Annotated in this window: 14 protein-coding genes; 4 read left to right on the forward strand and 10 right to left on the reverse strand. The window is 68.7% G+C overall.

What is annotated here, in order from left to right; all coding sequences use genetic code 11:
- Positions 1–354: 354 nt before the first annotated feature.
- The 4 genes from ACGFYV_RS22470 to ACGFYV_RS22485 all read right to left on the reverse strand — a co-directional run bounded on the left by ACGFYV_RS22470 (position 355) and on the right by ACGFYV_RS22485 (position 4,560).
- Complete coding sequence (locus ACGFYV_RS22470; protein ID WP_393880197.1) at positions 355–2,013, reverse strand: cytochrome bc complex cytochrome b subunit; 1,659 nt, start codon at positions 2,011–2,013, stop codon at positions 355–357.
- Complete coding sequence (locus ACGFYV_RS22475; protein WP_393880198.1) at positions 2,010–3,068, reverse strand: Rieske 2Fe-2S domain-containing protein; 1,059 nt, start codon at positions 3,066–3,068, stop codon at positions 2,010–2,012. Before ACGFYV_RS22475 ends, ACGFYV_RS22470 begins: the two co-directional genes overlap by 4 nt.
- The gene (locus tag ACGFYV_RS22480) at positions 3,065–3,877 is read right to left on the reverse strand and encodes a c-type cytochrome (RefSeq protein ID WP_393880199.1); all 813 of its coding nucleotides are present in this window, start codon (positions 3,875–3,877) and stop codon (positions 3,065–3,067) included. The genes ACGFYV_RS22475 and ACGFYV_RS22480 overlap by 4 nt, the downstream gene beginning before the upstream one ends.
- Positions 3,878–3,939: 62 nt before the next feature.
- Positions 3,940–4,560 carry a heme-copper oxidase subunit III gene (locus ACGFYV_RS22485; protein ID WP_301974529.1) on the reverse strand — a complete coding sequence of 207 codons (621 nt, stop codon included), beginning with the start codon at positions 4,558–4,560 and terminating at the stop codon, positions 3,940–3,942.
- A gap of 168 nt (positions 4,561–4,728) precedes the next feature.
- On the opposite strand from ACGFYV_RS22485, the gene ACGFYV_RS22490 reads away from it, so the two are divergent.
- Positions 4,729–5,130: a hypothetical protein gene (locus ACGFYV_RS22490; RefSeq protein WP_393880200.1), complete on the forward strand. Its 402-nt coding sequence runs from the start codon at positions 4,729–4,731 to the stop codon at positions 5,128–5,130.
- Between the two features lie 88 nt (positions 5,131–5,218).
- Here ACGFYV_RS22490 and ACGFYV_RS22495 read toward each other — a convergent pair whose 3' ends face one another.
- The 4 genes from ACGFYV_RS22495 to coxB form a co-directional block, all read right to left on the reverse strand.
- Positions 5,219–6,481 (reverse strand): Ig-like domain-containing protein, encoded by a 1,263-nt coding sequence (locus ACGFYV_RS22495; RefSeq protein ID WP_393880201.1) that lies wholly within the window; start codon positions 6,479–6,481, stop codon positions 5,219–5,221.
- Between the two features lie 131 nt (positions 6,482–6,612).
- Positions 6,613–7,011 (reverse strand): cytochrome c oxidase subunit 4, encoded by a 399-nt coding sequence (locus tag ACGFYV_RS22500; RefSeq protein WP_393880202.1) that lies wholly within the window; start codon positions 7,009–7,011, stop codon positions 6,613–6,615.
- Entirely contained in the window at positions 7,008–8,735 is a 1,728-nt protein-coding gene (gene ctaD, locus ACGFYV_RS22505; RefSeq protein ID WP_393880203.1) for a cytochrome c oxidase subunit I, read from the reverse strand. Before ctaD ends, ACGFYV_RS22500 begins: the two co-directional genes overlap by 4 nt.
- The gene (coxB, locus tag ACGFYV_RS22510; protein ID WP_393880204.1) at positions 8,732–9,694 is read right to left on the reverse strand and encodes a cytochrome c oxidase subunit II; all 963 of its coding nucleotides are present in this window, start codon (positions 9,692–9,694) and stop codon (positions 8,732–8,734) included. Before coxB ends, ctaD begins: the two co-directional genes overlap by 4 nt.
- 325 nt (positions 9,695–10,019) lie before the next feature.
- Between coxB and ACGFYV_RS22515 the strand changes: the two genes are divergently transcribed.
- Positions 10,020–11,402: a cysteine desulfurase/sulfurtransferase TusA family protein gene (locus ACGFYV_RS22515; RefSeq protein WP_393880205.1), complete on the forward strand. Its 1,383-nt coding sequence runs from the start codon at positions 10,020–10,022 to the stop codon at positions 11,400–11,402.
- A 160-nt stretch (positions 11,403–11,562) separates the two neighbouring features.
- On the opposite strand, the gene ACGFYV_RS22520 is transcribed toward ACGFYV_RS22515, so the two are convergent.
- Positions 11,563–12,537 (reverse strand): carbohydrate kinase family protein, encoded by a 975-nt coding sequence (locus tag ACGFYV_RS22520; protein ID WP_393880206.1) that lies wholly within the window; start codon positions 12,535–12,537, stop codon positions 11,563–11,565.
- 179 nt (positions 12,538–12,716) lie between these two features.
- Between ACGFYV_RS22520 and ACGFYV_RS22525 the strand changes: the two genes are divergently transcribed.
- A complete protein-coding gene (locus tag ACGFYV_RS22525) occupies positions 12,717–12,926 on the forward strand; it encodes a hypothetical protein (protein WP_393880207.1) in 210 nt (69 codons plus the stop codon).
- A gap of 100 nt (positions 12,927–13,026) precedes the next feature.
- Entirely contained in the window at positions 13,027–14,628 is a 1,602-nt protein-coding gene (locus ACGFYV_RS22530; RefSeq protein WP_393880208.1) for a hypothetical protein, read from the forward strand.
- Between the two features lie 107 nt (positions 14,629–14,735).
- On the opposite strand, the gene ACGFYV_RS22535 is transcribed toward ACGFYV_RS22530, so the two are convergent.
- Complete coding sequence (locus ACGFYV_RS22535) at positions 14,736–15,092, reverse strand: iron-sulfur cluster assembly accessory protein (RefSeq protein WP_043406853.1); 357 nt, start codon at positions 15,090–15,092, stop codon at positions 14,736–14,738.
- Positions 15,093–15,123 lie beyond the last annotated feature (31 nt).

Raw genomic sequence — 15,123 nt, forward strand, 5'->3', positions numbered from 1 at the left:
GATCGTCGTACACCACCCTATCCACCCGTGAGCTTGACTCTGTCGGGGATCTTGGTGGTCTGCTCAGTCTCTGGCGGACCGCCAAGACCTCGGCCGGGTGATTCCGTGCTGGTCCAGGTAGTTCTGGAAGGCGGTCGCGCGGTCAGAGAAGGGACTTGCTCACCAGAACGGGCACGGAGCGACAACGGGCACCTCGACAACTGCATCGGTCCTTGAACAGAGCCGAGCATGCCCGTTGATCATGCTGCCCCGCCGGGGATCCTCAAGATCCCCGACAGAGTCAGGCTGAGCACGGAGAAGGACCCCGTCCGGAACCGGACGGGGTCCTTCTGCCGTGGCGTGGCGACGCGGGGATCAGTGGTGGCCGTGGCCGCTCGTGATCTCCTTGTACTCGTCGACGGTCGGCTTCTGGATCTGGTTGTCCTCGCCGAAGTAGGCGTTGGAGAGCTTGGCGCGCAGCTTCTCCTTGCCCTTCACCTTGCGCTCGACGCCGTTCTCGTCCACCGCCGGGCCGATCTGCGCCGGCTCGTACTGGTGGTGCGCCGTGAGCGTGTGCAGCTGCTCCTGGCTGAGCGGCTCGTGGACCTCGATGAACTCACCGTGCGGCAGGCGCTTGATGATGCCGGTCTCGCGACCGTGCAGCACCTTCTCCTTGTCCCGGCGCTGCAGGCCGAGGCAGATCCGCTTGGTGATGATGAACGCGAGGACCGGACCTGCGAAGAAGCTGATCCGGACGAACCAGGTCACGTCGTTGATCGACAGGTGGAAGTGGGTGGCCCACAGGTCGTTGCCACCACCGACCAGACCGACCATGTACACGGTCACCCAGGCGACACCGAACGCGGTACGCGTCGGGGCGTTGCGCGGGCGGTCCAGGATGTGGTGCTCGCTCTTGTCACCGGTGACCCAGGACTCGATGAACGGGTACACCGCGATCGCCGCGAGGACCACGCCGAAGAGGACCAGCGGGATGAACACACCGAGGACGAGCGTGTGGCCCCAGAAGTTGATCTCCCAGCCCGGCATGTAGCGGACCAGACCCTCGGCGAAGCCCATGTACCAGTCGGGCTGGGCGCCGGTGGACACCTGGTCCGGCCGGTACGGGCCGATGGCCCAGATCGGGTTGATCTGAGCGACCGCCGCGATGGCCGCGATGACGCCGAAGACCAGGAAGAAGAAGCCACCGGCCTTCGCCATGTACACCGGCAGCAGCGGCATGCCGACGACGTTCGTCTCCTTCTTGCCGGGGCCCGCGAACTGCGTGTGCTTGTGGTAGAAGACCAGGATCAGGTGGCCGACGACCAGACCGAGCATGATGCCCGGCAGCAGCAGGATGTGGATCGAGTAGAACCGGGCCACGAAGTCGTGGCCGGGGAACTCGCCGCCGAAGAGGAAGTACGAGATGTACGTGCCGACGATCGGCATGGACAGGATCGCGCCCTCGGTGAAGCGCACACCGGTGCCGGAGAGCAGGTCGTCCGGGAGCGAGTAACCGGTGAAACCGGTGAACATGCCGAGGACGAACAGCAGGAAGCCGAACAGCCAGTTGATCTCACGCGGCTTGCGGAACGCGCCCGTGAAGAACACGCGCATCATGTGCACGAACATGCCGGCGAGGAAGATCAGCGCGGCCCAGTGGTGGATCTGCCGGATGAGCAGGCCACCGCGCACCTCGAAGGAGATGTGCAGGGTCGAGCTGAACGCCTCGGACATCAGCTGTCCCTGGAGCGGGACGTAGCTGCCGTGGTACTCCACCTCGTTCATCGACGGGTGGAAGAACAGCGTCAGGTAGACACCGGTCAGGATGATGATGAGGAAGCTGTAGAGGCAGACCTCACCGAGCATGAACGACCAGTGGTCCGGGAAGATCTTGCGCATGTTGGACTTGGCCAGGGAGTAGATCCCCAGCCGGCCGTCCGCCCAGTCGGCGATGCGCTCGCCGGCCGGAGCCTTACCGCGCGAGGTGCCCGCCGCGCCGGCGGACGAATTCGATGCGTTCGATGCAGTACTCATCCGCGCTCCCAGAATGCAGGACCGACGGGCTCCGCGAAGTCACCGAGAGCCTGGAGGTAACCCTCTTCGTTCACGCCGATGCGCAGCTGCGGCAGGGCGTGACCGGCGGGACCGAAGATCACTCGGCCGCCGTCGGAGAGGTCGAAGGTGGATTGGTGGCACGGGCACAGCACGTGGTGCGTCTGCTGCTCGTACAGGGAGATCGGGCAGCCCACGTGGGTGCAGATCTTCGAGTACGCGACGATGCCCTCGTGCGACCAAGCGAGCTCTTGCTTGTCCCTGATGTTGTTCGGCTGGAGCCGGATGATCATCAGGGCGGCCTTGGCGATCTCGTTCTGGAAGTCCTCGTCGGTCTCCTCCAGGCCCTCGGGCTTGGCGAAGGTCAGCGAACCGACGGCGACGTCCTCGGGACGCAGCGGCTCGTTGGTGTTCATGTTGACGAGGAGCTTGCCCTTGGCCCACAGGGTGTGGCGAAGCGTCTTGTGGGGCAGCGGGCCGAGGTCGCGCAGCAGCATGACGCCGGAGAGCGGCACCAGGGCCAGCGCACCGAACATCGTGTTGCGGATCAGCTTGCGACGGCCGAGCGCGGACTCCTTGGCGCCCTGGCGGAAGTCGTCGAAGACCTTCGCGCGGACCTCGGGGGACGCCTCGATGGGGTGGCGCTCGTCGGCGACCTCCGCGTCGGACATCAGGGTGCGGGCCCAGTGGACCGCGCCCGCGCCGATGCAGAACAGCGCCGTACCGAGGGTCAGGCCCAGCGCGAAGTTCAGCGCGCTGAGGTGACCGATCGGGAAGACGAAGACCGACTTGTCACGCGGGATCGTCACGTACGAGGCGATGAAGCCGACGGTGGCCAGCATCGACACCGTGAACAGCAGGGCGACCACACGCTCGGACCGCTTGGCGGCCCGCTCGTCGATGTCCTGGATGCGGTGCTCATGGGGCGCCAGCCCCGGGTCGGCGAACGGGTTCTCCTCGTCCGCGACGCTCACCACGCCGTGCGCGTGGCCCTGCTCTGCGGGCAGGTTCTCTTCTGGAATGTCTTGGCTACTCATGACTTCTTGGCCTTTGCGGTCCGAGCGGCGACCCAGACGGCGACCGCGACCAGCGCGCCGAGGCCGAAGATCCAGGCGAACAGACCCTCGCTGACCGGCCCGAGGCCGCCCAGCTCCAGACCGCCCGGGTTCTCCGTCTTGCTGCCGTTGACCGCGTCGAGGTACGCGATGATGTCCTTCTTGTTCTTCTCCGACAGCGTGGTGTCGGGGAAGGACGGCATGTTCTGCGGGCCCGTCTGCATGGCCTCGTAGATGTGCTTCGGCGCTACGCCCTCGAGGTTCGGTGCGTACTTGCCCCGGGTGAGGGCACCGCCCTTACCGGTGAAGTTGTGGCACTGCGCGCAGTTGGTGCGGAACAGCTCGCCGCCCTTGGCGATGTCCGCGCCGTCAGGACCGTACTGCTCGCTGGTGGGCACGGTCGGACCGGCGCCCAGCGAGGCCACGTACGCGGCGAGCTGGTCGATCTGGTCCTGCGTGTAGATGGTCTTCTTGCTCGGGAGCTGAGCCATCTGCGAGGTGGAGGCCGGCATACGGCCGGTGCCGACCTGGAAGTCGACCGCGGCGGCGCCCACACCCACCAGGCTCGGGCCGTCGGAGGAGCCCTGGCCACCGGTGCCGTGGCAGCTGGCGCAGCCGACCTCGTAGAGCTTCTTGCCCTCCTTGATGGTCAGGGACTGGGAGGTTTCATCGGCCTGTGCCTTGCCCGCGGGTGCGAACGCGGCGTACAGCCCCCCAGTTGCCGCCAGCGCGAGGAGTAGGACGACGACCGCCGCCAGCGGATGGCGTCGTCGTGCGGAGAGCTTTTTCACGGATTACCCCGGTGTCAGGATCTTCTGCGTCGGTGCTTCTGGATGTGCGGGAACGGTCCCGGCTACTTGATCAGGTAGATCGTGGCGAAAAGGCCGATCCAGACGACATCGACGAAGTGCCAGTAGTAGGACACGACGATGGCGGCGGTCGCCTGCTCGTGCGTGAACCTCTTCGCCGCGTAGGTGCGGCCGAGGACCAGCAGGAAGGCGATGAGACCGCCCGTCACGTGCAGGCCGTGGAAGCCGGTGGTCAGGTAGAACACCGAGCCGTACGGGTCCGAGGACAGCGAGATGCCGTCCTTCTTCACCAGCTCGGTGTACTCGTAGATCTGACCGCCGATGAAGATGGCACCCATGATGAAGGTCAGGATGAACCAGCCACGGAGCTTCTTCACGTCACCGCGCTCGGCCGCGAACACGCCGAGCTGACAGGTGAGCGAGGAGAGCACCAGGATCGTGGTGTTCGTCGCGGAGAAGGGCACGTTGAGCGCGTGCGCCATCTCCTTCCAGTGCGCCGGTCCGGTCACCGACCGGAGGGTGAAGTACATCGCGAAGAGGGCCGCGAAGAACATCAGCTCGGAACTCAGCCAGATGATGGTTCCGACGCTGGTGAGGTTCGGCCGGTTGACCGACGGGTGCGCGTGCCCGGTTTCTACTGTCGTTGCTGTCGCCACGACCGACATTATGTCGGTCGCTTATCTCGCGCTCACTCCGGGGGGTGCCGTTCGGAGTGTTGCTGCCCGCCGAACTGGTGTTGACGTGGTGTTCATGGACACTTCGACGGGAGTAACATCCGCCCGAACGGCCCCGTCCGTCCCGCCCGTACGACGCTGACGTCTCTCGGAGGAACAATGCAGCCGACCGCCACGGTGCTGGTCTACAGCGACGACTCCAACACCCGGGAACAGGTGCGGCTGGCCGCCGGCCGCAGGCCGGCTCCCGACGTGCCGCTCGTGGAGTTCGTGGAGTGCGCGACTCCCGGGGCGGTGCTCAGGGAGCTGGACAAGGGCGGCATCGACGTGTGCGTGCTCGACGGTGAGGCCGTGCCGATGGGGGGCATGGGGGTGTGCCGGCAGATCAAGGACGAGGTGTTCCAGTGCCCGCCCGTGCTGGTGCTGATGGGGCGCCCCCAGGACGCGTGGCTGGCCACGTGGAGCCGCGCCGACGCGGCGGTCACCCTGCCCGTGGACCCGGTGGAGTTCGCCTCGGCGCTGGCCTCCCTGCTGCGCACGAAGAGGCTGCTGAGCGCATGACGGTCAGGGGCGCGAGGGCTGTCGGTACAGCCTCGCGCCCCTGAGTGCGTCATCCGGGTGCGTCACCTGGGCACGTCACCTGAGTGCGTCAGGCGGCCGCCGGCTGCAGACGTGCCGAGTTCTGCAGGGACGAGGTGTCGGCGGTGCCGTTGACGAGCGCGCTGCCGGAACGCCACTTGGCCCAGTCGAGGTTCCAGTCACCGAAGCCGTTGCCGAAGGGCTCCATCTGGTTGCCGCCCGAGTTGACCACCTTGACGATGTCGCCCTCGTGGATGTTCTGGAAGAACCACTCGGCGTTGCCGGTGCTCATGCCGGTGCAGCCGTGGCTGACGTTCGCGTAGCCCTGGGAGCCCACGGACCAGGGTGCGGCGTGCACGTACTCGCCGGACCAGGTCACCCGGGTGGCGTAGTAGACCGGCAGGTCGTAGGAGTCGGCGCTGCCCTCGGCGATGCCGACGGTGGTGCCCTTCATGCGTACGAAGTACTGCTTCTCCAGGACCACCTTGACGCCGTTGCGGGTCTCGAAGCCGGGCTTGCCGGTGGTGACCGGGACCGAGTTCACCGCCTGGCCGTTCTTGTAGTACGTCAGCTGGTGCGTGGCGGCGTCCGTGACCGCCTCGATCCGGTCCCCGGTGGTGATCTTCAGGGGCTTGGCCGTGCCGCCCCAGAGACGGTCGCTGACCTTGACGCCGTCCAGGTTGCTGTGGACCTGGATGGTGGCGTGGGCGGGCCAGTACTCCTTGGGGCGGTAGTGGAGTTCCTTGTCGCTCACCCAGTACCAGGAGCCCTGCACGGCCGGCACCGAGTCCACCCTGAGACCGCGCTCCACGACGGCCCGCTGCGCCTTGCCCTTGACCGCCTGGTCGAGTTGCGCGGTGATGGGCTGCCCGACGCCGTACTCGCCCGCGTCCGGCCCGAAGGTGACGGCCAGTCGCTTCTTGCTGGTGGGCTTGGTGGTGTCGAAGGCGAGCGTCTTGCGGCCCGGTGCGCCGTCGTCGTCCTCGGTGCTGACCCGGACCGTGTAGTGGGCGTTGGCGGCCAGCGGGGAGGTGCTGTGCCATCTGCTGCCGTCGGCGGTCAGTTCGCCCGTCACATAGCGCCCTGTGGAGTCCTGGGCGGTCACGTCCGTGATGCGGCCGTCACCGTCCTTGACGGTGACCTCCAGGGGCTTGTCCGGATCGGCCCGCTTGCCCGCGTCGATGGGGCCGCTGAAGGAGATCTGGCCTGCTGCGTCGTACGGCTTGTCCGCCAGGGTGTTGCCGTGCGAACTGCAGGCGGTCATGCCCGCGCCGAGGGCGGTCACCAGCAAGGTGCAACTGACGACGGCGCGGGTCCGCGCAGTGTGGTTCATATGATCACGCTATGAGGTGCAGAGCCTATGAGCGCGCTATGTAACCCATACGGGGGACAGACACTCTGGCAAACGCAGGAGCCCGGACTCTCCTGGCGGAGGGTCCGGGCTCCCGGTGCGTTCAGCGCGTGTTACTGGGTGCGGTTCTCACCGCGGTAGTACTCGAACACCCACCCGAACAGGCCGATCATGATGATCGGTGCCGAGAAGTACAGCAGCCACCAGCCGACGGCGATGCCGAGGAAGGCCAGCGCGCCGCCGACGCCCAGGGCGAGCGGCTGCCAGCTGTGCGGGCTGAAGAAGCCCAGCTCGCCCGCGTCGTCCGCGACGTCGGCCTCCTTGTCGTCCTGCGCACCGGCGTCCACCCGGCGGGCGGTGAAGCCCAGGTAGAAGCCGATCATGATCGACAGGCCGAAGGCCAGGAAGAGCGCCGTGGTACCGGCCGGCTCCTTCGACCACACGCCGTACACGACGGCCATGATCAGCATGAAGAAGCTCAGCCAGATGAACATCCGACCCTGGATCTTCACTTGCCGGCCTCCTTGTCGCCCGCGATGGCGCCGTGCCCGGCGTGCTCCAGCTCAAGGGCGGCGATCTCGGGGTGGTGCAGGTCGAACGCCGGGGATTCGCTGCGGATCCGCGGCAGGGTGAGGAAGTTGTGCCGCGGCGGCGGGCAGGACGTCGCCCACTCGAGCGAGCGGCCGTAGCCCCACGGGTCGTCCATGTTGACCGGCTTGCCGTACTTGGCCGTCTTCCACACGTTGTAGAGGAACGGCAGGATCGACATGCCGAGCACGAACGAGCTGATCGTCGAGATCGTGTTCAGGGCGGTGAAGCCGTCGGCCGCCAGGTAGTCGGCGTAACGACGCGGCATGCCCTCGGCACCCAGCCAGTGCTGGACCAGGAAGGTGCCGTGGAAGCCGAAGAACAGCGTCCAGAAGGTGATCTTGCCGAGGCGCTCGTCGAGCATCTTGCCGGTCATCTTCGGCCACCAGTAGTGGAAGCCGGCGAACATGGCGAAGACGACCGTACCGAAGACCACGTAGTGGAAGTGGGCCACCACGAAGTACGAGTCGGAGACGTGGAAGTCCATCGGCGGCGAGGCCAGGATGACACCCGTCAGACCACCGAAGGTGAAGGTGACCAGGAAGCCGGTCGCCCACAGCATCGGCGTCTCGAAGGAGAGACTGCCCTTCCACATCGTGCCGATCCAGTTGAAGAACTTCACACCGGTCGGCACCGCGATCAGGAACGTCATGAAGGAGAAGAACGGCAGCAGCACACCACCGGTGACGTACATGTGGTGGGCCCACACCGTCACGGACAGACCGGCGATCGCGATCGTCGCGGCGATCAGGCCCATGTAGCCGAACATCGGCTTACGGGAGAACACCGGGATGATCTCGGAGATGATGCCGAAGAACGGCAGCGCGATGATGTACACCTCTGGATGGCCGAAGAACCAGAAGAGGTGTTGCCATAGCAGGGCTCCGCCGTTCGCCGCGTCGAAGACGTGGGCTCCGAACTTGCGGTCCGCCTCCAGGGCGAACAGCGCGGCGGCCAGCACCGGGAAGGCCAGCAGGACCAGGACACCGGTCAGCAGCACGTTCCACACGAAGATCGGCATGCGGAACATGGTCATGCCCGGGGCACGCATGCAGATGATCGTGGTGATGAAGTTGACCGAACCGAGGATCGTGCCGAAGCCGGAGAAGGCCAGACCCATGATCCACATGTCGGCGCCGACGCCCGGCGAACGGACCGCGTCCGACAGCGGGGAGTAGGCGAACCAGCCGAAGTCGGCCGCACCCTGCGGGGTGAGGAAGCCGCCCACCGCGATGGTCGAGCCGAACAGGTAGAGCCAGTAGGCGAACATGTTCAGCCGCGGGAACGCCACGTCGGGCGCGCCGATCTGCAGCGGCATGATCCAGTTCGCGAAGCCCGCGAACAGCGGCGTCGCGAACATCAGCAGCATCACGGTGCCGTGCATCGTGAACGCCTGGTTGAACTGCTCGTTCGACATGATCTGCAGGCCCGGACGGGCCAGCTCGGCGCGCATGAGCAGCGCCATCACGCCGCCGATCAGGAAGAACGCGAACGACGTCGCCAGATACAGCGTGCCGATCGTCTTGTGGTCGGTGGTCGTCAGCCACTTCACCACGACATTGCCGGGCTGCTTGCGCCTGACCGGAAGCTCGTTCTCGTACGAGTCCTCAGCTGCGGCGGCACCCTGGGGTTCGTTGAGGATGCTCACAGGTTGTTCGTCTCCCGGTTCTTCTCGTGGCTCGTCTGCGCGATGCCGGCGGGAATGTAACCGGTCTGCCCCTTCTTGGCGAGGTCCTTGAGGTGCTGCTCGTAGCGCTCGGGGGAGACGACCTTCACGTTGAACAGCATCCGGGAGTGGTCGACACCGCAGAGCTCCGCGCACTTGCCGAGGAAGGTGCCCTCCTGGTTCGGCGTCACCTGGAACGCGTTGGTGTGGCCCGGGATGACGTCCTGCTTCATGAGGAACGGCACCACCCAGAAGGAGTGGATGACGTCACGCGAGGTGAGGACGAAGCGGACCGTCTTGCCCTTGGGCAGCCACAGCGTCGGACCGGGGTTGCCGGTCTGCGGGTTGCGCGTACCGGGCGTACCGACGTCGTAGACACCGCCGGCGTTCGCCGGGAAGTCCTTCTTGAACCGGTCCGGAATGGCGTCCAGGTTCTTGTCGGTCTTGGCGTCACCGGTGGAACCCGGCACGCTCTCGATGTAGTTGAAGCCCCAGCTCCACTGGAAGCCGACCACGTTGACCGTGACGTCGGCCTTCTTGTCCGTGAGACTGAGAAGCTTCGACTCGTCCCGGGCCGTGAAGTAGAAGAGCACCGAGATGATGATGATCGGGACCACCGTGTACAGGGCCTCGATCGGCATGTTGTACCGGGTCTGCGGAGGTACCTCGACCTTGGTGCGGCTGCGCCGGTGGAAGAAAGCACTCCACAGGATCAGGCCCCACACCAGCACGCCGGTGGCCAGTGCGGCAGCCCAGGAGCCCTGCCACAGGGAGAGGATCCGCGGAGCCTCTTCCGTGGTCGGGGTGGGCATGCCAAGGCGGGGGAAGTCCTTGTATGTGCAACCGGTTGCGGTCGCCAGGACCAGGCCCGCGGTCAGTGCCTGCAGCAGCTTCCGCCGCATCGGGCGCCGCGGCGAGCGGTCGGAGCCGTTGGGACTCACGTAGCGCCTTCCCGAGAGTCTCGCCCGCGCGGTCGGCTGCGGCCTTCTCGCTGGTCGGTCGCCGCCCTGCGACGGGCAGGGGTTTGGATGTTTATGCGGACCAAACCCTAGCCGACGCTCTCCGAGGGTTCGCGGGGAGGGGGGCACACACGACGCCTGTCACCCTGTTGGGGTGAGATCGGGGTCCTAATAACTCGGGTTGTGGCGGTTTGGAGCGGCGGGTGCGCGTCCGTCGTGGCTGGTCGCGCCCGCGGCGGAGCCGCATGTCAGCGCGGTCCCCGCGCCCCTTTGCCCGCCGCTCCCACCGAAGACTTAACGTTGCTGTGTGTCCTACTTCGACGCCGCATCCGCCGCTCCCCTCCATCCCGTAGCCCGTCAGGCGCTGTTGGCCTCCCTCGACGAGGGGTGGGCGGATCCCGCCCGTCTCCACCGGGAGGGGCGCAGGGCCCGGATGCTGCTCGACGCGGCCCGGGAGGCGGCGGCGGAGGCGGTGGGGTGCCGGGCGGACGAGGTGGTGTTCACGTCGTCGGGGACCCGCGCCGTGCACACCGGGATCGCGGGAGCGCTGGCCGGGCGGCGGCGGGTGGGGAGCCACCTCATCGTGTCAGCCGTCGAACACTCCTGCGTCCTCCATGCGGCGGAGTCGTCCGAGAAGGACGGCGGAACTGTCACCCGAGTGGCCGTCAACCGGGCGGGAGCGGTGACCCCGTCGGCCTACGCGGCCGCGCTCCGGCCGGACACCGCGCTGGCCTGTCTCCAGTCGGCCAACCACGAGGTGGGCACCGTACAGCCGGTGGCCGAGGTGGCCGAGGCCTGCCGGGCGGCCGGCGTGCCCCTGCTGGTGGACGCCGCGCAGTCGCTGGGATGGGGTCCGGTGGAGGGGGACTGGTCGCTGCTGGCGGGCAGCGCCCACAAGTGGGGCGGTCCCTCGGGGGTCGGGCTGCTCGTCGTGCGCAAGGGCGTGCGCTTCGCCGCCCAAGGCCCGGCCGACGAACGGGAGTCGGGGCGCGCGGCCGGCTTCGAGAACATCCCGGCGATCGTGGCGGCCGTCGCCTGCCTGCGGGCCGTACGGGCCGAGGCGGCCCAGGAGGCGGTACGACTGCGGGAGCTGACGGAGCGGATCCGGACCCGGGTGCCCGAGCTGGTGCCGGACGTCGAGGTGGTGGGTGACGCGGAACGGCGGCTGCCGGGGATCGTCACCTTCTCCTGCCTCTATGTCGACGGGGAGAGCCTGCTGCACGAGCTGGACCGGGCCGGCTTCTCCGTCTCCTCCGGCTCCTCCTGCACGAGCAGCACCCTGACGCCCAGCCATGTGCTGAAGGCGATGGGCGTGCTGAGCGAGGGCAACGTCCGGGTGTCGCTGCCGCTCGGGACGGCCGAGGAAGACGTGGTGCGCTTCCTGGACGTCCTGCCGGCGGCCGTGGCCGGGGTCCGCGAGAAGCTGGGCGCCCCGGCCCCGGCCCCGGCCGACGTGGGCCGGACGGAGGAACTGGTCGTCGACTCCCTCGGCAAGCGGTGCCCGATCCCGGTCATCGAACTGGCCAAGGTCATCGGGGACGTGCCGGTCGGAGGAACGGTCCGCGTCCTCTCCGACGACGAGGCGGCCCGCCTGGACATCCCGGCGTGGTGCGAGATGCGGGGCCAGGAGTACGTGGGCGAGGAACCGGCGGACAGGGGCAGCGCCTACGTGGTCCGCCGGACCGGCTGAGAGAGCGACGGACCGGCTGAGAGAGCGACGGACCGGCTGAGAGAGCGAGGGGCCGGCTGAGAGACCGGGGGACGCCGGCTGAGAGGCCGAAGGGCGCCTGCTGAGAGAGCGAGGCGTGCGGGGCCGTGCCGATGTGCGGCCCCGCGAGCACCCGTACGCGTCAGCTCAGGTGAGTCCGGACTTCCTCGGCGGCTTCGTCGCCGTACGCCTTGGTGAACCGCTCCATGAAGTGCCCCCGCCGCAGCTGGTACTCCTGCGTCCCCACCGTCTCGATGACGAGCGTCGCCAGCATGCAGCCCACCTGAGCCGCCCGCTCCAGCGAGACACCCCACGCGAGCCCCGAGAGGAACCCCGCACGGAAGGCGTCGCCGACACCCGTGGGGTCGGCCTTGCGCTCCTCGTCGGGGCAGCCGACCTCGATCGGGTCCTCGCCGTCCCGCTCGATCCGCACGCCCCGCGAGCCGAGCGTGGTGACGCGGTGGCCGACCTTGGACAGGATCTCGGCGCCGCTCCAGCCCGTCTTGGACTCGATGAGGCCCTTCTCGTACTCGTTGGAGAACAGGAACGTCGCCCCGTCCAGCAGTATCCGGATCTCCTCGCCCTCCATCCGGGCGATCTGCTGGGAGAAGTCGGCGGCGAACGAGATGTTCCGGGAGCGGCACTCCTCCGTGTGGCGGAGCATGCCCTCCGGGTCGTCGGCGCCGATGAGGACCAGGTCGAGGCCGCCGACGCGGTCGGCGACGGTCTTCAGCTCGATGAGGCGGGCCTCGCTCATCGCGCCGGTGTAGAAGGAGCCGATCTGGTTGTGGTCGGCGTCGGTGGTGCACACGAAGCGGGCGGTGTGCAGGGTCTCGGAGATCCGGACCGACTCGGTGTCCACGCCGTGCCGCTCCAGCCAGCCCCGGTACTCGTCGAAGTCGAAGCCCGCGGCCCCGACCAGGATCGGCCGGGTGCCGAGCTGGCCCATGCCGAAGGCGATGTTCGCGCCGACGCCGCCCCGGCGCACGTCCAGGTTGTCGACCAGGAAGGAGAGCGAGACCGTGTGCAGCTGGTCCGCGACGAGCTGGTCGGCGAAGCGTCCGGGGAAGGTCATGAGGTGGTCGGTGGCGATGGAGCCGGTGACTGCGATGCGCACGACGGACATTCTCCTGCGGATGAGTGAAACGCGCGCGTCAGCGCTCGTTGGAGGAGTGGTGGAAAGACGGGAGACGGTTGACAGTTCACGCTACCCGCTCGGCGACGGCCACTGAAGCTGGCAAAACTACCCGATAGTAGACCTTTCTTCGCGGCACTCCGCGCGCCTACGGTGCCGTCATGACGAACCTCAAGGTCACCTCGCCCGCCCCGGCCGACCTCGAAGGCGATCTCGCGTCGCTGCGCGGCGACTGCGCCCGGATGTCCCGGCGCTGGGCGGCTCCCGAGCACCCGGCGGCGCGTCCCGTACCGCCGTCGCTGATCCACGGAGTGTCCGTGCCGGCACGGTCCGCCCGGCTGCTGGACTCCATGTCCGACTACGGCGACTGAGCCGGGAGCGCACCGGCGGGAACCGTGCGCTCGCCTCGCGCGTCCCATCACCGTCCCCCGTGCCGGGGGCGTGGGACACGAATCAGCGAGGAGCGATGCGGTGAACACCGAGCGGCCCGAGGACCCCAAGAGCTCTGCGGACCCCGAGGACCCCGAGGACCCCAGGAACGCTGCGGACCCCAAGAACTCCACGGCCCCCGGGAACCCGGAGCATCCCAAGAACTCCGCGGACCCCGGGGCCCCGGAGCACCCCGAGCGCGCCGAGGGGGTGTCCGGGCGGCGTCGTACTCCCCTGGCCGTCGTCTCCGTCGCGGCTGCCGTGCTGCTGGTCGGGGGCGGTGGCGCGTACCTCGCGGCGGGCGGAGGGCCGGGCGGCCGTACGGACGCGGGCGCGTCCGGTGGTGGCGGCACTCCCCCGCCGCTCGTCCTGGACGGCTGGGCGGAGTCCGGCACGGCCGGCATCGCGCCCGGTGAGCCGGATCCGTACGGCGCCACGTACACGGCCCCGGGGAAGCTGCCGGACGGCCCCGGCTCGGCGGCGGTGTACGCGCCGCGGGGCCGGGTGGGCGCGGACGCGGTGGCCCGGCTGGCCGAGGCGCTCGGGGTCGACGGCACGCCCGTGGCCCAGGGAGAGGGCTGGCGGGTCGGCGGCAAGGACGGCTCCGGGCCGGCCCTGCGGGTGAGCGGGGACGCGCCGGGCAGCTGGACCTTCAGCCGGTATACGCCCGGCACCGACGACTGCGCGAAGGTCGCCGTCTGCGTACAGGACCCGGGCGCCCCGGCCGGCGCCCCGGTGAGCGCGGCGGCGGCGACACGGGCCGCCGCGCCCGTGCTGAAGGCGCTCGGGCAGGACGGCGCGAAGACCGACGCGAGCCAGGTGATGGGCGCCCGGCGGGTGGTGAACGCCGATCCCGTGGTGGGCGGACTGCCCACCTCCGGCTGGACGACCGGCCTGACCTTCGACACACAGGGCTCGGTCGTCGGCGGCCACGGGCTGCTGGGGACGCCGGTCGAGGGGGCTTCGTACCCCGTGCTGGGCGCGCACAAGACGCTGGCGCTGATGAACGCGGCGCAGCGGCACGGGCACCGGATGGGCATCGGCGGCTGTGCGCGCCCGGTGCCGCTGAAGGACCGGCTGGAGCAGCCGTGCAACGCGTCCCCGGCCGCGCCGCCCGCCGGCACGGCCACCGTGGACAAGGCCGTGTTCGGCCTGGCCGCTCGCTCCGTCGCCGGGCGGCAGACGCTGGTGCCGTCCTGGCTGTTCGAGGTGCGGGGCCCGTCGGCGCGGGACGCCTTCACGGTGACGTATCCCGCCGTCGACCCGGCGTATCTGGCCTCGCCGTCGCCGGCCGCCTCGGCGCCGGCCCCCGAGCCGACGCCGTCGTCGCCGAAGACGCATACGAAGACGCGTGAGGTGAAGGTGGACGGCTACACCGCCGACGACGGGAAGCTGACCGTGAGCTTCATGGGCGGTGTGTGCGCCGACTACGCGGTGTCGGTGCGGGAGAGCCCCCGGCAGGTGACGGTCGCCGTGACCGAGAAGCCCTGGCCGGACAAGGTGTGCATCCTGATCGCCAAGCAGTACGTGAGGACCGTACGGCTGGACGCGCCGCTCGGCGGCCGGACGGTGGCCGGCACGGACGGCACGCCGGTCCCGAGGACGAAACCGGGCGCCCTGCGACCGCAGTCAGCCGCCCGCTAGCCCGGACAGGACAAGAAGCCGGATACACGCAACCGGACATACGAAGGCGGCGGCCCCCCTTGTGGGGACCGCCGCCTTCCTACGTCAAACCGTGGCCGGATTCCGGCTCAGCTGAAGGAGTCGCCGCAGGCGCAGGAGCCCGTCGCGTTCGGGTTGTCGATCGTGAAGCCCTGCTTCTCGATCGTGTCCACGAAGTCGACGGTGGCGCCGCCGAGGTACGGGGCGCTCATGCGGTCGGTGACGACCTTGACGCCGCCGAAGTCCTTCTCGACGTCGCCGTCGAGCGAACGCTCGTCGAAGAAGAGCTGGTAGCGCAGGCCGGAGCAGCCGCCGGGCTGGACGGCGACGCGCAGCGCGAGGTCGTCACGGCCTTCCTGGTCGAGCAGGGCCTTGACCTTGGACGCGGCGGCGTCGGTCAGGATGATGCCGTCGGTGACGGTGCTGGTCTCGTCCGATACGGACATCTACATCTCTCCCGGGTTGTACGGAGACTGC

Source organism: Streptomyces sp. NPDC048297 (genome assembly GCF_043201585.1).
GTDB lineage: Bacteria > Actinomycetota > Actinomycetes > Streptomycetales > Streptomycetaceae > Streptomyces.